The 17,256-nt window shown below is 56.6% G+C and carries 15 protein-coding genes; 12 read left to right on the top strand and 3 right to left on the bottom strand.

All coding sequences use genetic code 11. The annotated features are described in order from the left end of the window. The first annotated feature begins 91 nt into the window (after positions 1-91). From G9Q38_RS01780 to G9Q38_RS01725, 12 genes are all read left to right on the top strand, one after another. The gene (locus G9Q38_RS01780) at positions 92-1,198 is read left to right on the top strand and encodes an S-(hydroxymethyl)glutathione dehydrogenase/class III alcohol dehydrogenase (RefSeq protein ID WP_114419298.1); all 1,107 of its coding nucleotides are present in this window, start codon (positions 92-94) and stop codon (positions 1,196-1,198) included. 58 nt (positions 1,199-1,256) lie between these two features. Beyond that, entirely contained in the window at positions 1,257-2,105 is an 849-nt protein-coding gene (gene fghA / locus G9Q38_RS01775) for an S-formylglutathione hydrolase (RefSeq protein ID WP_166127210.1), read from the top strand. A gap of 204 nt (positions 2,106-2,309) precedes the next feature. Then, positions 2,310-3,431 (top strand): ABC transporter substrate-binding protein, encoded by a 1,122-nt coding sequence (locus G9Q38_RS01770; protein WP_166127207.1) that lies wholly within the window; start codon positions 2,310-2,312, stop codon positions 3,429-3,431. A gap of 66 nt (positions 3,432-3,497) precedes the next feature. Continuing rightward, complete coding sequence (locus tag G9Q38_RS01765) at positions 3,498-5,378, top strand: ABC transporter permease (RefSeq protein ID WP_166127203.1); 1,881 nt, start codon at positions 3,498-3,500, stop codon at positions 5,376-5,378. After that, on the top strand, positions 5,378-6,262 hold the full coding sequence (locus G9Q38_RS01760) for an ABC transporter ATP-binding protein (protein ID WP_166127200.1): 885 nt from the start codon (positions 5,378-5,380) through the stop codon (positions 6,260-6,262). The genes G9Q38_RS01765 and G9Q38_RS01760 overlap by 1 nt, the downstream gene beginning before the upstream one ends. Before the next feature lie 34 nt (positions 6,263-6,296). Then, complete coding sequence (locus tag G9Q38_RS01755) at positions 6,297-7,028, top strand: ABC transporter ATP-binding protein (protein WP_114419303.1); 732 nt, start codon at positions 6,297-6,299, stop codon at positions 7,026-7,028. Further along, positions 7,025-8,767, top strand: coding sequence for an FAD-binding protein (locus G9Q38_RS01750; RefSeq protein ID WP_166127198.1), 1,743 nt, complete (start codon positions 7,025-7,027; stop codon positions 8,765-8,767). The genes G9Q38_RS01755 and G9Q38_RS01750 overlap by 4 nt, the downstream gene beginning before the upstream one ends. Before the next feature lie 35 nt (positions 8,768-8,802). After that, a complete protein-coding gene (locus tag G9Q38_RS01745) occupies positions 8,803-9,159 on the top strand; it encodes a 2Fe-2S iron-sulfur cluster-binding protein (protein WP_114419554.1) in 357 nt (118 codons plus the stop codon). Between the two features lie 23 nt (positions 9,160-9,182). Then, a complete protein-coding gene (locus G9Q38_RS01740; RefSeq protein ID WP_166127196.1) occupies positions 9,183-12,851 on the top strand; it encodes a hydantoinase B/oxoprolinase family protein in 3,669 nt (1,222 codons plus the stop codon). 133 nt (positions 12,852-12,984) lie between these two features. Continuing rightward, on the top strand, positions 12,985-13,701 hold the full coding sequence (locus G9Q38_RS01735) for an SIMPL domain-containing protein (protein WP_166127194.1): 717 nt from the start codon (positions 12,985-12,987) through the stop codon (positions 13,699-13,701). Between the two features lie 84 nt (positions 13,702-13,785). Beyond that, positions 13,786-14,064, top strand: coding sequence for a type II toxin-antitoxin system RelE/ParE family toxin (locus G9Q38_RS01730; protein ID WP_166127192.1), 279 nt, complete (start codon positions 13,786-13,788; stop codon positions 14,062-14,064). Between the two features lie 14 nt (positions 14,065-14,078). After that, complete coding sequence (locus G9Q38_RS01725) at positions 14,079-14,378, top strand: HigA family addiction module antitoxin (protein ID WP_166127190.1); 300 nt, start codon at positions 14,079-14,081, stop codon at positions 14,376-14,378. Here the strand turns inward: G9Q38_RS01725 and G9Q38_RS01720 are convergent. The 3 genes from G9Q38_RS01720 to G9Q38_RS01710 form a co-directional block, all read right to left on the bottom strand. Next, on the bottom strand, positions 14,375-15,571 hold the full coding sequence (locus tag G9Q38_RS01720) for an MFS transporter (protein ID WP_166127188.1): 1,197 nt from the start codon (positions 15,569-15,571) through the stop codon (positions 14,375-14,377). The two genes, G9Q38_RS01725 and G9Q38_RS01720, sit on opposite strands and share 4 nt — an antisense overlap. Positions 15,572-15,645: 74 nt before the next feature. Continuing rightward, positions 15,646-16,374, bottom strand: a complete 729-nt coding sequence (locus tag G9Q38_RS01715) for an SDR family NAD(P)-dependent oxidoreductase (protein WP_166127186.1) — start codon at positions 16,372-16,374, stop codon at positions 15,646-15,648. A gap of 75 nt (positions 16,375-16,449) precedes the next feature. Further along, positions 16,450-17,235: a cyclase family protein gene (locus G9Q38_RS01710; RefSeq protein ID WP_166127184.1), complete on the bottom strand. Its 786-nt coding sequence runs from the start codon at positions 17,233-17,235 to the stop codon at positions 16,450-16,452. Between the last annotated feature and the right edge of the window lie 21 nt (positions 17,236-17,256).

Genomic DNA, 17,256 nt, shown 5'->3' with positions numbered 1-17,256 from the left:
AAGCGCTTTTGGCTTACAGGTTTGTGTGCCACGTTGTTATTATTGAGGCTCTGAAAAACCAACTATTCGTTTTTTACTACTAGGAGTGAGCATGAAAACAAGAGCAGCCGTGGCCTGGAAAGCCGGTGCGCCGTTAACGATTGAAACGGTTGACCTTGACGGCCCGAAAGAGGGTGAAGTACTGGTTGAGATCAAGGCAACAGGTATTTGCCATACCGATTACTACACCTTGTCGGGTGCCGACCCTGAAGGCATTTTCCCCTCCATTCTGGGCCATGAAGGCGCCGGTGTGGTGGTTGACGTTGGCCCGGGTGTGAAATCGCTGAAAAAGGGCGACCACGTTGTGCCTTTGTATACCCCTGAATGCCGTCAGTGCAAATCATGCCTGTCGCGCAAAACGAATTTATGTACCGCCATTCGCGCAACGCAGGGCAAAGGCTTGATGCCCGACGGCACCTCGCGTTTCAGCCTCGACGGCAAGCCCATTCATCACTACATGGGTACATCCACCTTCGCCAACCACATTGTGGCGCCTGAAATCGCGCTGGCGAAAATTCGCGACGACGCCCCGTTCGACAAGGTTTGCTACATTGGTTGTGGGGTGACCACTGGTGTAGGTGCCGTGCTGTTTACCGCTAAAGTGGAAGCGGGCGCCAACGTGGTGGTGTTCGGTTTGGGCGGTATCGGCCTGAACGTGATTCAGGGCGCCAAAATGGTGGGTGCCGACAAAATCATTGGTGTCGACATTAACCCGGCCCGTGAAGAAATGGCACGTCAGTTCGGCATGACGCACTTTGTGAATCCGAACGACGTCGAGAACGTGGTCGATCATCTTATTCAACTGACCGACGGCGGCGCCGACTATTCCTTTGAATGTATCGGCAACACCAAAGTGATGCGCCAGGCGTTGGAATGCTGCCATCGCGGTTGGGGTCAGTCGATCATTATCGGTGTGGCCGAAGCCGGTGCCGAAATTTCCACCCGCCCGTTCCAGCTGGTCACCGGCCGCGAATGGAAAGGTTCGGCGTTCGGTGGCGCACGCGGTCGTACCGACGTACCGAAAATTGTCGACTGGTATATGGACGGCAAGATCAACATCGACGACCTCATCACCCATAAACTGAGTCTCGACCAGATCAACGACGGCTTCGACCTGATGAAAAAAGGCGAGTCGATTCGTTCGGTGGTTGTGTACTAAGGAAGAAGTTGATTGTTCACGTCGGGCCTGCGGGCCCGGCAAGCAAAAAAGGTAAAGAATGTCTGTTGAACTTGAAAAGGTCAGCGAGCATCGCTGCTTCGGTGGCGTGCAGCGGTTTTATAAGCATGAGTCCAGTGCCATTGGCTTGCCGATGCGCTTCTCGGTTTACATTCCACCGCAGGCCGAATCGTGCAAGGTGCCGGTCTTGTTTTATTTGGCCGGGCTGACCTGCACTGAAGAGACTTTCATGATTAAAGGTGGTGCACAGCGCCTGGCTGCTGAGCACGGAATAATGCTGGTGGCCTGTGATACCAGCCCGCGCGGCGCCGGTGTGGCCGGCGAAGACGACGGTTGGGATTTCGGCACGGGCGCCGGCTTCTACCTGAACGCCACCCAGGAACCCTGGAGCAAGCATTACCGCATGGAAAGCTATGTGGTCGATGAGTTGTTCAATATTGCCACTACCCAGTTGCCGGGCGATGCCGACCGCGCGGGTATTTTCGGCCATTCCATGGGCGGCCACGGCGCCTTGGTATTGGCGCAGCGGTATCACCCGAAGTTCAAGTCGGTATCGGCGTTTGCGCCCATTGCCTCGCCCACGAAATGCCCATGGGGGCACAAGGCTTTCGGCGGCTACCTGGGTAGCGATCAAACGGCCTGGGCACAGTACGATGCTTCTTTGCTCATGGAAAAGTCGTCCAAGCCTTTTCCCAAAGGCATTTTGGTCGACCAGGGTCTGGCCGATAATTTTCTGGCGGAGCAGTTGTACCCTGAAGCTTTCGAGGCCGCGTGTGAAAAAGCGGGCCAACCGCTTACCCTGCGCCGCCACGAGGGTTACGACCATGGCTATTACTTCATTTCCACTTTCATGGAAGACCATATGGCGTTCCACGCCGAGCGGTTGTGATGTTTCCTGATATTTGCACAATGTGGTGGCGGGCTTATCAGTAACCAAGGTGGCCGCGCCAGGATGCCGTGCAGTTTGAACGTTGAAAGGGTCGTGATGTGTCACGACCCTTTTTGGTTATATTTACTTATAACTTTACGTATTAAAGAAAATGGCTTATTGGCGTTATGATGTATATCAGATTAATTCACTGAGGGCTTCATTATGCGTTTCACCCGATCTCTGGCGCTGGCAGCGCTGATTCCGGCCTTGCTTACTGGCACCGCCCGTGCGGCCGATCCCGCACCCATTAACGTCGGCTTCTTTTCCCACCTTTCTGGTCCTTTTGCTGAATACGGCGCAAGTTTCAAAAACGCCATTGAGCTGTATCTTGATCAGGTGAAAGCGCAGGGCGGTATTGAAGGCCATCCGGTTAACCTTATTGTGGAAGACGACCGCAATTCTCCGCAGGAAGCGGCCACCGTGGCGCGCAAAATTGTGAATGAGCCGAATGTTGTACTGGCAATCGGTTCGTGGTCAACCACGTCTTCTTTGGCTGCCGCGCCTATTTTTACCGAAGCGAAAATTCCGCAAATCAGCCCCACCTCTTCACATCCCGACTTCAGCAAACAAAGTCCGTACCAGTTCCGTCAGAACAATACCGACGACGTCCTGGCTTTGTATAACGCCGACACCATTCAGGAGAAGCTCGGTGCGAACAAGGTTGTGATTCCTTATTCCCAGGACGATTGGGGTGTGTTTACCGGCAAAGCTACGGCCAAAGCCATTGAAGATGCCGGTGGCGAGGTGTTGTTGCTGGAAGCCGTGCAACCGGGCTCGCGTGATTTCCGCCCGTTTATCAGTAAAGTGAAGGCGTTGAATCCGGAAGGCGTATTCTTGGCCTTGCCGTATCAGGAAGCCTCTATCTTCATTCAACAGTTGCGTCAGGCGGGTATTGATATCCCGGTCGGCGGCGGCATTCCTTTAACTTCGCCCAAGTTTATTGAGCTGGCGGGTGAAGCGGCTGAAGGTACGGTTTTGCACACGATCTTTTTTGCCGGCGATCCGAGCCAGAAAGAATTTGTGGAGGCTTATAAAGCCAAATACGGCCGTAACCCCGACCAGTTCGCCGCGCTGGCGTACGACGCCATCGGTGTGGGTCTGGAGGCGGTACGCCGTGTGATTAAGTCCGGCAAGGAGCTGACGGGTGAAAACGTACGCGACGAACTGGAAAACGGCCCGGCCTATGAAGGCGTTACTGGCGTGACCAAGTATGATGAGTTCGGCAACGTTAAGAAAGATCCCATTTTCATTCAGATTCAGGACGGCAAGTTCGTTTTATTCTGATTAACCGGGCACCGTGTATAAAAGCAGGCCCCTGCCCAGGGGCCTGCTTTTGTCATCTCATATTCCATGATCGAATTATTTTTTAGTCAGATACTGAACGGCCTGGCAATCGGCCAGGTTTATGCGCTTATTGCCCTGGGTTTCAGCCTGGTGTTCGGCGTATCGAATTTAATTAACTTTGCCCAGGGCGCGCTGTTCATGCTGGGCGCGTTTTTTGCCTTTACCGGGGTCGTCTGGCTAGGCTGGCCGTTGCCGGTTGCTGCCGTGGTGTCGGTGCTTCTGGTGTCGGGCCTGGGGGTGTTGCTGGAACGGTTGGCCCTGCGGCCGTTGGCCAATGGGCCGTTTATTGCGCCGGTGTTGTCAACGCTGGCCATCAGCATTGTGATCGACCAACTGGCGGAAATTATCTGGTCGCCGGAAGGGCAGTCGTTTCCCGTTCCCTTCCCTGAATACACGTTTTATTTCGGGCGTGCTTACATCACTACAACCGATATCTTGATTTTTGTATTCGGTTTGCTGGCGGCGGCTGCGCTGACCTGGTTTTTAAAGGCATCCTGGATGGGGCGCACGCTGCGTGCCACAGCGCAAGACCGTGACGCGGCCGCGCAATTGGGCGTGCGTACCAGTAATGTGCGCCAGTTGGCTTTCGGGCTGGCCGGTGCGCTGGGCGCGCTTAGCGGTATTCTGGTGGCGTTGTATTTCAAAAGCGTGTTCCCGGCCATGGGCCTGCCCTTTGGCTTGAAAGGTTTTGCCGCCGCCTTGCTGGGCGGGCTTACCAGTATTCCCGGTGCGGTATTGGGCGGGCTAACGCTGGGCGTAGTGGAAACACTTTCCAGCGCTTATCTGGGTGAGGGTTTCCGCGACCTCGCGGCATTTTCGCTGTTGTTGGTGTTTCTGCTTTTTCGTCCGCAAGGCATGTTGGGCGATCGCCGCCTTGATGCCCTGGGCGGCGCCGGGGGGGCGTCGGGTGCGATGCCCAGTACCAGCTTGTTGGCGTCGGCGTCCAGTCAGCGAAGTGCGCACCGGGTGTTCGATTTGCCCCCCTGGGGGTTCCTGGTTGTTGGTGCCGTGCTGGCGCTACTGCCCTTTGTTGTGAGCAGCAGCTATATTTTGCAGGCGGTTGTGTATGCCATGGTATTTGCCTTGCTGGCGGGCAGTGTCACCCTGGTTTCAGGCTCCCTGGGTATTCTGGCCATCGGCCATGCCGCGTTTTACGGAGTGGGGGCCTATACGGTGGCGGTCATGAGCTACACCTATGGTTTACCGACTGAGCTGGCACTGCCGGCGGCAATTGCGTTGGGCGCCGTTGTGGGGGCGGTGGCATCGTTACCCTTGTATAAGTTAAGCGGCCACACGGCGGCGTTGGGTACATTGGCGATCGGCCAAATTGGCTTTCTGGTGTTTATGACCTGGATGCCCGTTACGCGTGGCCCCATGGGCTTTCTGAATATTCCTGCACCCACGTTTGAGCTATTGGGTGGTTTGCGATTATCGGATATCGGCCATAAGTTCTGGCTGGTGGCGTTGGTGGTGGCGCTGTGTCTGTTCCTGGCGCAACGTTTACTGAACTCTGAAATGGGTCGCACCTGGCGCAGTATTCGTGAAGACCGGTTGGCCGCCCATGCGGCCGGCGTGCCGGTGCGTCGTTATTTGATGATGGGTTTTGCCGTATCGGGTGCAATGGCCGGTGCCGCCGGGGGCTTGTTCGCTTATGTGCAGAATGTCATTACACCCGATAGTTTCAATGTGCAGGCCTCGTTGCTCATGCTGACGATGGCGGTTTTGGGCGGCCTGGGTAATTTAACCGGCGCGGCCGTGGCCGGTTTTGTTTTAACGATTATTCCGGAAGTGCTGCGTGAGTTCTCGGAGTGGCGCATGATTGTTTATGGCGTGATTTTGTTGATGGCTTTGCGTTGGCGGCCACATGGCTTGTTGGGAGCACGGTAATGGCGGGGTTTTTGAACAGGTCGTCGAAAACGCTGCATGGTGCCCCGGCAGCCGGCTTTCATGTCGATCACGTTTCGCGTCATTTTAGTGGCGTGAAGGCGGTGAACGACGTGACCTTTACTCTGGCGGCGGGTGAAACATTGGCGTTGGTGGGGCCGAACGGCGCGGGTAAGTCAACTTTGCTGCAGATGATGAGTGGGGTGGAACGCCTGACGTCGGGTTTTATTACGCTGAACGGACGGCGTATCGACCATTTGCCGCCCGAACGGGTGGCGCGCCTGGGCGTGGGTCGCAGCTTCCAAACGTCGCGCGTTTTTCCTGCACTATCGGTGTGGGATAGTGTCATGGTGGGGACACAGGCGCCGTTGTTGCGCACGGGCTCGGGGTTGCTGGTGAACCCCTTGCACGAACTGTTCGCCACGTTGTTTGGCACGGCGGGCTGGCGTGCACGGGTGCAGGCGCAGGAAGCCCTGGCCGAGGAAACCCTTAAGTTGTTCGGCGAGCGGCTGTGGCCGCGACGGCACCAGCCGGCGTTCAGTTTGTCGTACGCAAACCGGCGACGCCTGGAGATTGCGCGGGTGCTGGTGGCGCAACCCGATTTTCTATTGCTCGACGAGCCGGCGGCCGGTATGAACCCCACGGAAACGGGGGAACTGACCGACCTGCTGATCGCACTTCGGCAAATGCGGCCCAATTTGGGTATTTTGGTGGTCGAGCACAAACTGTCGCTGGTACGTAAAGTGGCCGACCGCGTGATTGTTTTGAACCAGGGTGAAATTCTGGCACAGGGCGGCCCCGACCACGCGCTCGATCATCCCGAGGTCGTCGAGGCCTACCTGGGCCGCCAGCGGCGGGACAACGCCTCTACCGCGCATCTTGGCTGACAGATTGTTGCTTCTTTAAATCGTGACTCTTTCAATGACTTCTTCACAAACGCCTTTTCTGCAACTTGAAAACATCGACGTTCATTATGGCGCTGTGCAGGCTTTGTTCGACGTGAACTTAACCATGCAAAAAGGCGAGGTGGTGTCGGTACTGGGTGGCAATGCCTCAGGAAAATCGACTACGCTTAAGTCTGTGCTTGGGTTGGTTTCACCTTCCAAAGGTCGCATTATTTTGGAGGGACGGGAAATACAGGGTTTGTCGTCGCCCGATGTAATCGACCTGGGGGTGGCCAGCGTGCCCGAGGGGCGCCGGGTTTTCCCTGAAATGTCGGTGTATGAAAACCTGCTAATGGGCGCGTATCCGCGTCGCCATGAAAAAGAAGCGATTGAGCGCGATTTGCACGAAGTTTTCACGTCGTTTCCGCGTCTGGCCGAGCGACGGCGTCAGGCAGCGGGTACACTTTCGGGCGGTGAACAACAGATGCTGGCATTGGGCCGGGCCTGGTTGCGACGCGGCAAGCTGGTATGTATCGACGAACCCTCTATGGGTTTGTCGCCCCGGTTTGTCGATATGGTTTATCAGGTTTTATTCCGCTGGAAAGCGGCGGGGCAAACTATTTTGCTGGTTGAACAAAACGCGCGCATTGCGCTTGAACTGGCCGACCGTGCTTATGTATTACAGCATGGTCATGTGATTATTTCGGGAACGGCGGCACAGTTGTCGGCCGACCCAGCGGTACAAAAAGCTTATTTGGGGGCTGCATGAGTTCTGGACATATTCAACACCTTGAAACCGATGTGCTGATTGTCGGTGCGGGCGGGGCGGGCATGAGCGCGGCCATTGCCGCGTCGAATGAAGGGCGCAAGACCATGTTGGTTGACCGCAGCCTGATTGGCCGCGGCGGCGCCACGATTATGGCGCAAATGACGGTTGCGGCAGCACTGGGTGAGCAGACGCCCGACGATTGGCGCTTTCATTATGCCGATACGCTGAAAGCGGGGCGGGGTTTATGCAGTGAATCGTTGGCGCGCTTTCTGTGCGAAAACGGGGTGGAATCGATTCGTTTAATGGACAGCTGGGGAACCGGTTGGGCCCGTAAAGACGGCCATATGGCTCAAACGCAGGCGCCCGGCCACGATCGCCCCCGTTGTGTTTATGTCGATTACCTGAATACCGGCCCGGCGGTGGCGAAAACCCTGCGTACGCAAGTGGCCAAACATGATGACATCGCACGCTTGGGCGATATTCTGGTGGTCGACCTGTTGGTGAAAGACGGCCGGGTGGTGGGTGCGGTGGCTCTGCATCTAACCACCGGCGATATTCTGGTTATTAACGCTGGTTCGGTTATTGTGGCGACCGGCGGTTTAACCCGCCTTTACAAGCGCAATAGCGCTTCGCTGAATATGGGGGGCGACGGTTACGCGCTGGCCGCGCGTGCCGGGGCCGAGTTGCTCGACATGGAGTTCGTGCAGTTTTTCCCCATTGGGCATTTGGCCCCGCGTTTGGTGGGTTTCGACCCCATTATGTGGGACCCCTTCCGCTATAAGCTGGGTGGGCGCCTGTTGAACGGCCTGGGTGAAGAGTTCGTGGAAAAGTACGGGCATCAGGGCGAAAATAAAGGCTATACCGTTACGCGCGACGCCGCTACTTACGCCATTATGAAAGAGGTTGAAGCGGGGCGGGGTTCGCCTGCGGGCGGTGCGTATTTAAGTTTCGAGCACGTGCCGGAAGAAAAGTTGCGTGAGGCGTTCGGGCCGATTATCAAGAAGCTGGCCGACAACGGTATCGACCTTACCAAAGGCCCGATCGAGGTGGCCCCGATTGCGCACTATCACATGGGTGGCGTGCGTGTGAATGTGGATATGAGTACCGATGTGCCGGGCCTGTTCGCCGCCGGCGAGGCCGTGGGCGGTGCCAATGGCGCTAACCGTTTGTCGGGCAATGCCATTACCGAAGCCATTACCTTTGGTTTGCAGGCCGGTCGTGCGGCCTCGGCGTATGCGCAGTCGAATGCTGCATTGGCGCGTGCGGATATCGAAGCTCTGGCCGAGCCCCTGTTGAGTGCGTTGCAGGCTGCACCCAATGCGAAGGCGAAGCGGCCGAATGTGGCGGCTTTAATTGCCCGCTTGCAAGCCACGATGCAAAACTATGTGGGTCCGTTCCGCACGCAGGAAGGGCTGGGGCAGGCGCAAAAGGAACTGGCTGCGTTGCGTGTTGAGGTAGACGCCTTGCCGCTGGCCGGTAACGGCCCGCAAGATCCAGTTCAAATTGATTCCCTGGATTTGCGCAATATGCTGCTGGTGGCCGAAGCTGTTACGCAATGTGCGTTGAATCGCAAGGAAAGCCGCGGTGCGCATCAGCGTGAAGATTTCCCGGCCATGGATGATGCCTGGGTGTTGAATCAGGTTCTGGCTTATCGGGACGGTCAGTGGACGGTTACCCAGCGCCCGGTGGAGCGCTTGCCGCAAGATCAGGCTGAGGAAGTGGCTGTTCCGGCGGAATAATGTTGGGCGACAGCCCGCGAATGAGCGAGATAACGATGACTGAATCAAGCAACAAAACAATTGTGCTGAATGTGAAACGCGGTGTGGGTAAAGGTGAAACCGTTACACAACGCTATGAATTGCCCGACGGTGCGGCGGACTCCTTGCTGGACGGTTTGCGCTGGGTGCGTGAACACCTGGACGATTCGTTGGCGGTTCGCTATTCCTGTATTAATGCCAACGCGTGTAAAGAATGCATGATGGAGTTCGACGGCAAGGTGGTGTATGCCTGTATTGCGCGCATGAAACCCGGCGTGGAGCACGAAGTGGCGCCTTTGCACAACAAGAGTCGGATTCGCGATCTGGTCTCTGAAATTGCGCCCGTGAAGGAGCGCCTGGATATCGACGAATAAAACTTAATAAAAAGATCAGCACAGTGAATAACGTTTCTGCAACAAATGAACCCGTAGGCAAAGAGCGCTGGCAGTTTTGGATTGATCGGGGCGGTACCTTTACCGATATTGTGGCGCGCCGACCTGACGGCGAAATAGTGACCGCCAAACTGCTTTCTGAAAACCCGGAACAGTACGATGACGCAGCGGTGGAAGGGATTCGTCGCTTGTTGGGCGTGCAACCCGGTGAAACCGTACCGGCTGAAAAGATTGATGTGGTCAAGATGGGTACGACTGTGGCCACGAATGCTTTGCTGGAGCGCAAGGGTGAGCGGTTGGCGCTGTTCGTTTCCAAAGGGTTTCGTGATGCATTGCGCATTGCCTACCAGAACCGGCCTCGCCTGTTCGCCCGGGAAATTATCTTGCCCGAACTGTTGTATGAAACCGTGGTGGAAGTCGACGAGCGGCTGGATGCGCAGGGCGAAGTCGTGGTGGCGTTGGATGAAGCCGCTGCACGCGCTCAATTGCAAGCGGTCTTCAATACCGGTGTGCGTGCCGTGGCCATTGCTTTAATGCACGGCTATCGCAACCCCGATCATGAACGCCGCCTGGGCCTGTTGGCGCGTGAAATCGGTTTCACCCAGGTGTCGGTATCGCACGAAGTGTCCCCCCTGATTCGCTATGTGGCGCGAGGCGATACAACCGTGGTGGACGCTTATCTGTCGCCGGTGTTGCGTCGCTATGTCGATCGTGTGGCGTCGGCTCTGCCGGGCGTGCGCCTGCAGTTCATGCAGTCCAGCGGCGGGCTCACCGACGCGCATACTTTCCAGGGCAAGGATTCGGTGTTGTCCGGCCCTGCCGGCGGGATTGTGGGTATGGCCGGCGTGTCGGAAGCCGCTGGATTCGACCGCGTGATTGGTTTCGATATGGGCGGCACTTCTACCGATGTGTCGCACTACGCGGGCGATTATGAACGGGCGTTCGATACCTTGGTTGCCGGTGTGCGCATTCGTGCGCCCATGATGAGCATTCATACTGTGGCCGCCGGTGGGGGGTCTATTCTGCAATTCGACGGCACGCGCTTGCGTGTGGGGCCTGAGTCGGCCGGGGCCAACCCTGGACCGGCGTGTTATCGGCGTGGTGGTCCGTTAACGGTGACCGACGCCAACGTGATGCTGGGGCGCATTCAACCGCAGCATTTTCCATCGGTGTTTGGCCCGAATGCCAATGAGCCGCTGGATGTTGATATTGTGAAGCAGCGCTTTGCCCAGTTGGCTGAAACAGTGTCGAAAGAAACGGGCAAGCCCACTACACCTGAGCAATTGGCTGAAGGCTTTTTGAATATTGCCGTGTCGAATATGGCTAACGCCATTAAACAGATTTCCGTGCAGCGCGGCTACGATATTACGCGCTATACGTTGACCACTTTTGGGGGTGCGGGCGGCCAGCACGCCTGCCGTGTGGCTGACGCATTGGGGATGCCGCGTGTGCTGGTACACCCGCTGGCCGGTGTGTTGTCGGCCTATGGCATGGGTTTGGCGGCGTCAACCGCGATTCGCGAGCGCTCCATTGAAGCGGTGTGGGACGAAGACGGCGAAGCACAGGCGCGCCTGGTGTTAAATGAATTGTCGGCCAAGGCACGTGACGAATTGCTTGAGCAGCATATTTCGCCCGACCATATTCGGGTTGAACGACGTTTTTACTTGCGCTATGAGGGGACCGATACGTCGTTACCGGTGGCGCTTGATAACACTGCGTCGATGCGTTCGGCGTTTGAAAAAGCCTATTCCATGCGCTTTTCATTCTTAATGCCCGATCGTCGCCTGGTGATTGAAAAAGTGGTGGCTGAAGCGATTGGCGATGAGTCCGGTCAGGCCGCCGGCGTGTTTGTTAAAGCATCGCGTGGGCAAGGGGAAAAGCCCGAAGCGTTCGACACCGTGCGCATTCACACGGAAGGCGCGTTGCGCGATTGTCCGCTGTACCGCAGCGCCGATTTGCGTGTAAACGACGTGTTGCTGGGGCCGGCCATTATTACCGATGCCAATGCCACCACGTTAATCGACCCCGGTTGGCGCGCCACCATTACCCAGCGCGGTGATATTGTGCTCGACCGCGCCGTACCAAGGCCGCAGCGTTACGCCATTGGCACGCAGGCCGACCCGGTGATGCTGGAGATCTTCAATAATCTGTTCATGTCGATTGCAGAACAGATGGGTTACCGGTTACAGAACACGTCGTATTCGGTCAACATTAAAGAGCGTCTGGATTTTTCCTGCGCCATCTTTGATGCCACGGGCGACCTGGTGGCTAATGCGCCACATATTCCGGTGCATCTGGGTTCCATGAGTGCCAGTATTCAGGCCATTATGGCGTCGAACGAAGGGCAGCTGCGCCCCGGCGACGTGTACGTGTTGAATAACCCGTACGCCGGCGGCACGCATTTGCCCGACGTTACGGTCGTGACCCCGGTGTTCGATGCACAAGGCAAAGATATTCTGTTTTACGTGGGTTCGCGCGGGCACCATGCCGATATCGGCGGCCTAACGCCCGGCTCCATGCCGGCGAACTCCACGAACATCGACGAAGAAGGAGTGCTCATTACCAACTTCCGGCTAGTGGAAGGCGGGCGCTTACGCGAGCAGGAATTCCGCGATTTGCTGGCCAACGCGCCTTACCCTGCGCGGAATATCGACCAGAATATGGCCGACTTGCGCGCGCAAATTGCTGCCAACGAAAAAGGCCGCGAAGAGTTGCTGAAAATGGTTGACGCGTTTGGTCTGGACGTTGTTCATGCCTACATGCAGCATGTGCAGGATAATGCGGAAGAGTCAGTGCGTCGTGCGATTGCCCGCCTGAAAGACGGGGTTTTCACCCAGCAACTGGACAACGGCGCCAAGGTTGAGGTGAAGCTAACGGTGGATCATGCCAATCGCAGCGCCACGGTGGATTTCACGGGCACGTCGGGGCAGTTGCCGAATAACTTCAATGCGCCGCGTGCAGTGACTACCGCCGCTGTGTTGTATGTGTTCCGCACCATGATCGATGACGATATCCCCATTAACGCCGGTGGCCTGAAACCCATTACGCTGATTGTGCCCGACGATTCCATGCTGAATCCCAGTTATCCGGCGGCGGTGGTGGCGGGCAATGTGGAAACCTCAACCTGCGTAACCAATGCCTTGTACGGTGCCATGGGTGTGAATGCGGGTAGCCAGCCCACCATGAACAACGTTACCTTCGGCAATGACGAGTACCAATATTATGAAACCGTGTCCGGCGGCGCCGGTGCCGGCGCGCGGTTTGATGAAAACGGACAATTAACGGAAGGGTTCAACGGCACATCGGTAGTGCAAACCCAGATGACCAATTCGCGTATGACGGACCCCGAAGTGCTGGAGTTGCGTTTCCCTGTGCGCCTGGAGCGCTATGAAATTCGCCGGGGCTCGGGTGGGGCGGGGCGTTGGAAAGGCGGTGACGGCGGTATTCGTACGCTGCGCTTTTTAGAGCCGATGACGGTGTCCCTGTTGGCCAACGGCTGGATTCACCCGGCGTTTGGCGCGGCGGGGGCGCAACCAGGCGCCAAAGGTGAAAGCCGCGTGATTCGCGCCGACGGCCGGGTCGAAGAAATGAAGCACGCCGACAGCGCGGAATTGGGGGTGGGTGATTGCTTTGAGATTCTGACCCCGGGAGGCGGCGGGTTCGGCGCGCCATAATGCGTTGTATTGGCTTTATGTGCTAAGGCTACGATGGTGCCTGCCCAGCGCGGGCTTTTTCGTGCATTTACGTTATTGCGTAACCGGTGCGCGCGCAGTACCCTTTGCCTAATTTACAAAATCGGGGAAAGGCATGCGCGCGTCAACAATACTTTTGGCATTGGTTATTCTGGTTGCTGTTGCGGCGGGTACCGCTGCCGGTGGTTGGTCAGTCGGCAAAGGGCTGGAGCGCTTTCGCATGGCCGACCGAACCGTGGTGGTAAAAGGCCTGGCTGAAGCTCAGGTAAAAAGCGATTACGCCTCATGGCTGTTAACTTTTCGCCGCGCCGATAACGACTTCGGCGCTGTGCAGCGCGCCTTGTCGGCCGACCGCGAAAAGGTTGTGGCGTTTCTGAAAGACCAGGGCTTTACCAACGAAGAAGTGGAAGTGCGCCCCTTGCAAGTGCAAGACGTTTATTCGCGTGAATACGCCGCTTCAGATCAGCCCTTCCGCTATACCGGTACCGGGCAGGTTCTGGTGAAAACGCCGCGCGTTGATCTGGTTTCCGCCGCTGCCCTTGGGGTCGACCCGTTAATTCAGGAGGGCCTGGTCATTGAGGGTGGCATGGGGCCGCAATACCAGCTGCGTGGCTTTAACGACCACAAATCGCCTTTGCTGGAAGAAGCCACGAATAATGCCCGCGAACAAGCAGAAAAATTCGCCTCTGACGCCGGGGCCTCGCTAGGCCCCTTGAAATACGCCAACCAGGGTGTCATTCAAATCTTCGGTGAAGGCGTTGATTACGACGACCCTTCCTCGCAAGTAAAGCGCCTGCGCGTGGTTAGCACGTTTGAGTATCAGCTGCGTTAAAAATATTTATTTTGTAATAACGTTCATAGTTGTTGATGTTATTACTATTGCTGTGCGATACTAACGAAAGGCGTTACTAACTAGATGATTAAATCATTTGTTTGTCAGGACACCGAGGCGTTGTTCCATGGTGTTCGTGTTGCTCGGTTTGTGAATATTGAGACCGTTGCAATGCGCAAATTAGCCATGTTGGAACGGGCAAACATCTTGGATGACTTACGTATTCCGCCGAATAATCGCCTAGAGCAGTTAAAAGGAAACAGAAAGGGTCAATACAGTATCCGTATTAATAATCAGTGGCGTGTCTGTTTTATATGGAATGGTCACGACGCTGAGCGGGTCGAGATTGTCGATTATCACTAAACAGGTCATGAGTCATGCGTACGGTACCTTATCCTACTCCTGGTGAAATTTTGCTGGAAGAGTTTCTTAAGCCTATGCATATTAGTCAGTATCGGCTTGCGAAAGAGATCGGCGTTCCTCAGCGGCGCATTGGTGAAATTGTTGCTGGGAAGCGCGCGATTACTGTTGATACCGGTTTGCGGCTGTCTCGTTATTTTGGCACCTCTGACGAGTTCTGGACCGGACTGCAGTTAAGTTATGATCAGGTTCGGGCAAAAGACGCGCTAAGTGATGTTCTGGCTAAAATTCAACCACTTGAACACGAACACCCCTAGTGTGAAGTTGGCTGGCCACGCCACCGCATACGCAGCAGTAACACGGCCACAAGCGCCAAAGGTATCAGCGATGCCAGGTGTATGCCGTTCCAGCCCAGCCGTTGCAGCAGTGCCGCGGCGCTGATCGACCCTAAAGTAACCAGGCTGAACAGGGTTAGGTCGTTTACCCCTTGAACCTTACCTCGTTCGGCGGGCTGATGAGTCTGCGACAGCAACACTGCACTGCCTACAAACAGAAAATTCCAGCCAATGCCCAATGTAATGCGTGAGGCCATGTAGACGGGCACGGACTGGCTCAGTGCGCCGATGACCATGGCGATACTCAATAGCCCCAGGCCAATCCATAAAATGGGTTGAAGGCCGTGCCGGGCGATGAGCGTACCGGTGAAAAAGGCGGGAATAAACATGGCCAGCACCTGGCTTTGTACCACCATAGTAATGGCGGCCATGTTGAAGCCTTGCTCCTGCATGCCCAACGGCGTGATCGTCATGTACAGCGTCATCAGAGAAAAGCAGATGCTGCTGCCCGCAATGGCGGGGAAAAAGCGGGCGTCGCGGGCAATGGTGGCAAGGGAGCGGGTAGCGGTCCCATCGTTGATGGGTTCGCCGGGTGGGTTGGCGGGAATGCGCAGGGTGAGCAACAGTGCGGTGGCGGCCACGGCCAGAACGGTAGTGACCAGAAAAGGGCCCCCCATGGGGACGTTTGGCAGCCAATCCAGCGCAAATCGCGCGTTCAACGGACCGATAACGGCAGAGATCACGCCGCCCGCCATCACGTAAGACACTGCGCGGCTGCGAAATTCGGCACGTGCCACATCGGCTGCGGCAAATCGGTAATACATGGCGAAGCTTTGGTACAGGCCGATCATGAGCATGCCGGCACAAAAGTAGAAAAACGAGGTTTTCGCCGTTCCCAGCAACATGAGCGCGCTGCCAATAATGCCGCAGAATGTACCCAGCATGAACCCGTTGCGCCGTCCGATGCGCTTCATCAGCAAGGAAGCGGGCAGCGTCGTAACCACCGTGGCCAGCATCATGACGGCAATGGGCAGTGTCGCTAAATCCGGGTCGGGGCTAAGCTTCAGGCCAATGACACTGGCCAGCGTCATGACCGTGATGGTGGTAATGGTGAACAGGCTTTGGCTGCTGGCCAGCACCAGTACGTTGCGCCGCTCGGTGGAATTAGGTTTCATGCCAACAGGTTCGAATCAACAGACGCATCATTATTGCAAGTTGTTTGCACGACGGCGCAGATTCGCGTCTTCATTTAAATCGTAACGGAACTAACGCTGGCGCCGCCGCATACATACAACGTTTGCCCGGTAATAAAACTGTTGGCCGGGTCGGAAAAGAACATGACCGCGCGGGCCACGTCGTCGGCGCGCCCCAGGCGTTGAACGGGAATGCCTTTGGCAATGTTTTGTTCACGCTCGCTGCCGGCGGGCACCACATCGTAGAACATATCGGTTTGAATGGGGCCGGGCGCCACCACGTTCACGGTAATACCTTTGGGCGCCAATTCCAGCGACCAGGTGCGGGCCATGCCCACCATGCCTGCCTTGGTGGCGGAATAGGCGGTGCGGGTGGGCAGGCCCAGTGCCCCACGCGACGACATCAGCACAATACGCCCGAAATTCTGTGATTCCATATGCGGCAGGCACGCCTGCACCAACGTAATGGCGGCACCCAAATGAATTTGCGTCAGACCCTGCAGCTCTTCCTGTTTCACATCGGGCAGCAGGTTGGGCCAGATCACGCCGGCGTTGTGAACCACATGTGTCACGCCGTGTTGGCTGGCAATTTCCCGGCTGGCCTGCTCGGTGGCTTTGGCGTCCAGCAAATCCACTTTTACACTGGTGAGTTTTGGGTGGCTGAACTCGGGGTCGCGGCGTGCCATGGAAATGACTTCATAACCCGCATCCAGCATTTGATGCGCAATTTCGGCGCCAATGCCGGCACTGCCTCCGGTGACAACGGCAACAAGGTTCTGGGTCATGTTTTTGCTCCTGCAAAAAGCGCTTTATAGGTATGCGATAAATCGGTATGGGTATGTAATGAGTCGTGGTGCCGCTTACACGTTCGGAGTGAGCGCCAGCACGCGCAGCGGGCTACCTGAGCCACTGCGAATCTTTAACGGGGCGGAAAAAATGACCGCACCCGTGGCGGGCAGCTGATCCAGGTTGGTCATGCATTGCAAACCGTACCGGTTGTTGCCGTGCATGTAATAGTGGCAGGGGAAGGGTGGGTCCAGGTGCTGGGCCTGACCGGCGTCGGTGCCGACTGACTCTGTACCGAAACCGTGCACGTTGCGCTCTTTAATAAGCCAGGGCACCACTTCGGCATCAGGGCCGGGGGAATGGGCGCCGTCTTCGGTCATGTTCAGGTAGTCGCCGGGTTTGTCGCGTTTGGACCAGTCGGTACGCATGAACACCCACGACCGTTCCTTGATGCGGCCGTGCTTCTCTTCCCATTGCTTTACAAAATCAATGGTGAGCAGGAAGTCGGGGTTGGCGGCTGACTCAGCCGAGCAATCGATGACGCAGGCTTCGGCGATGAAGGCGTCAATGGGAATGGTATCGACGCTGTTGTTGGGCTGGTCTTTACCGCTTACCCAATGCACCGGCGCATCGAAGTGGGTGCCGGTGTGTTCCGACATAGAAAAGTTATTCCAGTACCAGCCCGGCCCGCGCTCATCGTAGCGCGAGATCTCTTCCACGCGAAACGGCCAGGCCTGGCCGAATTCCGGCGGCAGCACAATGGTGGGAAAGTCGGGTGCAAGCGTTTCGGTTAAATCCACCAGCTTGATTTTGCCGCTGAGCAGCTCGGCCATGAATTGCGCTAAAACGGTCGTGCTCATGGTTCATCCTTCACTTTGTAT

This window comes from Pusillimonas sp. DMV24BSW_D (assembly GCF_011388195.1).
GTDB classification, from domain to species: Bacteria; Pseudomonadota; Gammaproteobacteria; order Burkholderiales; family Burkholderiaceae_B; genus Neopusillimonas; species Neopusillimonas aestuarii.
This window is presented reverse-complemented; position numbering and strand designations above follow the sequence as displayed.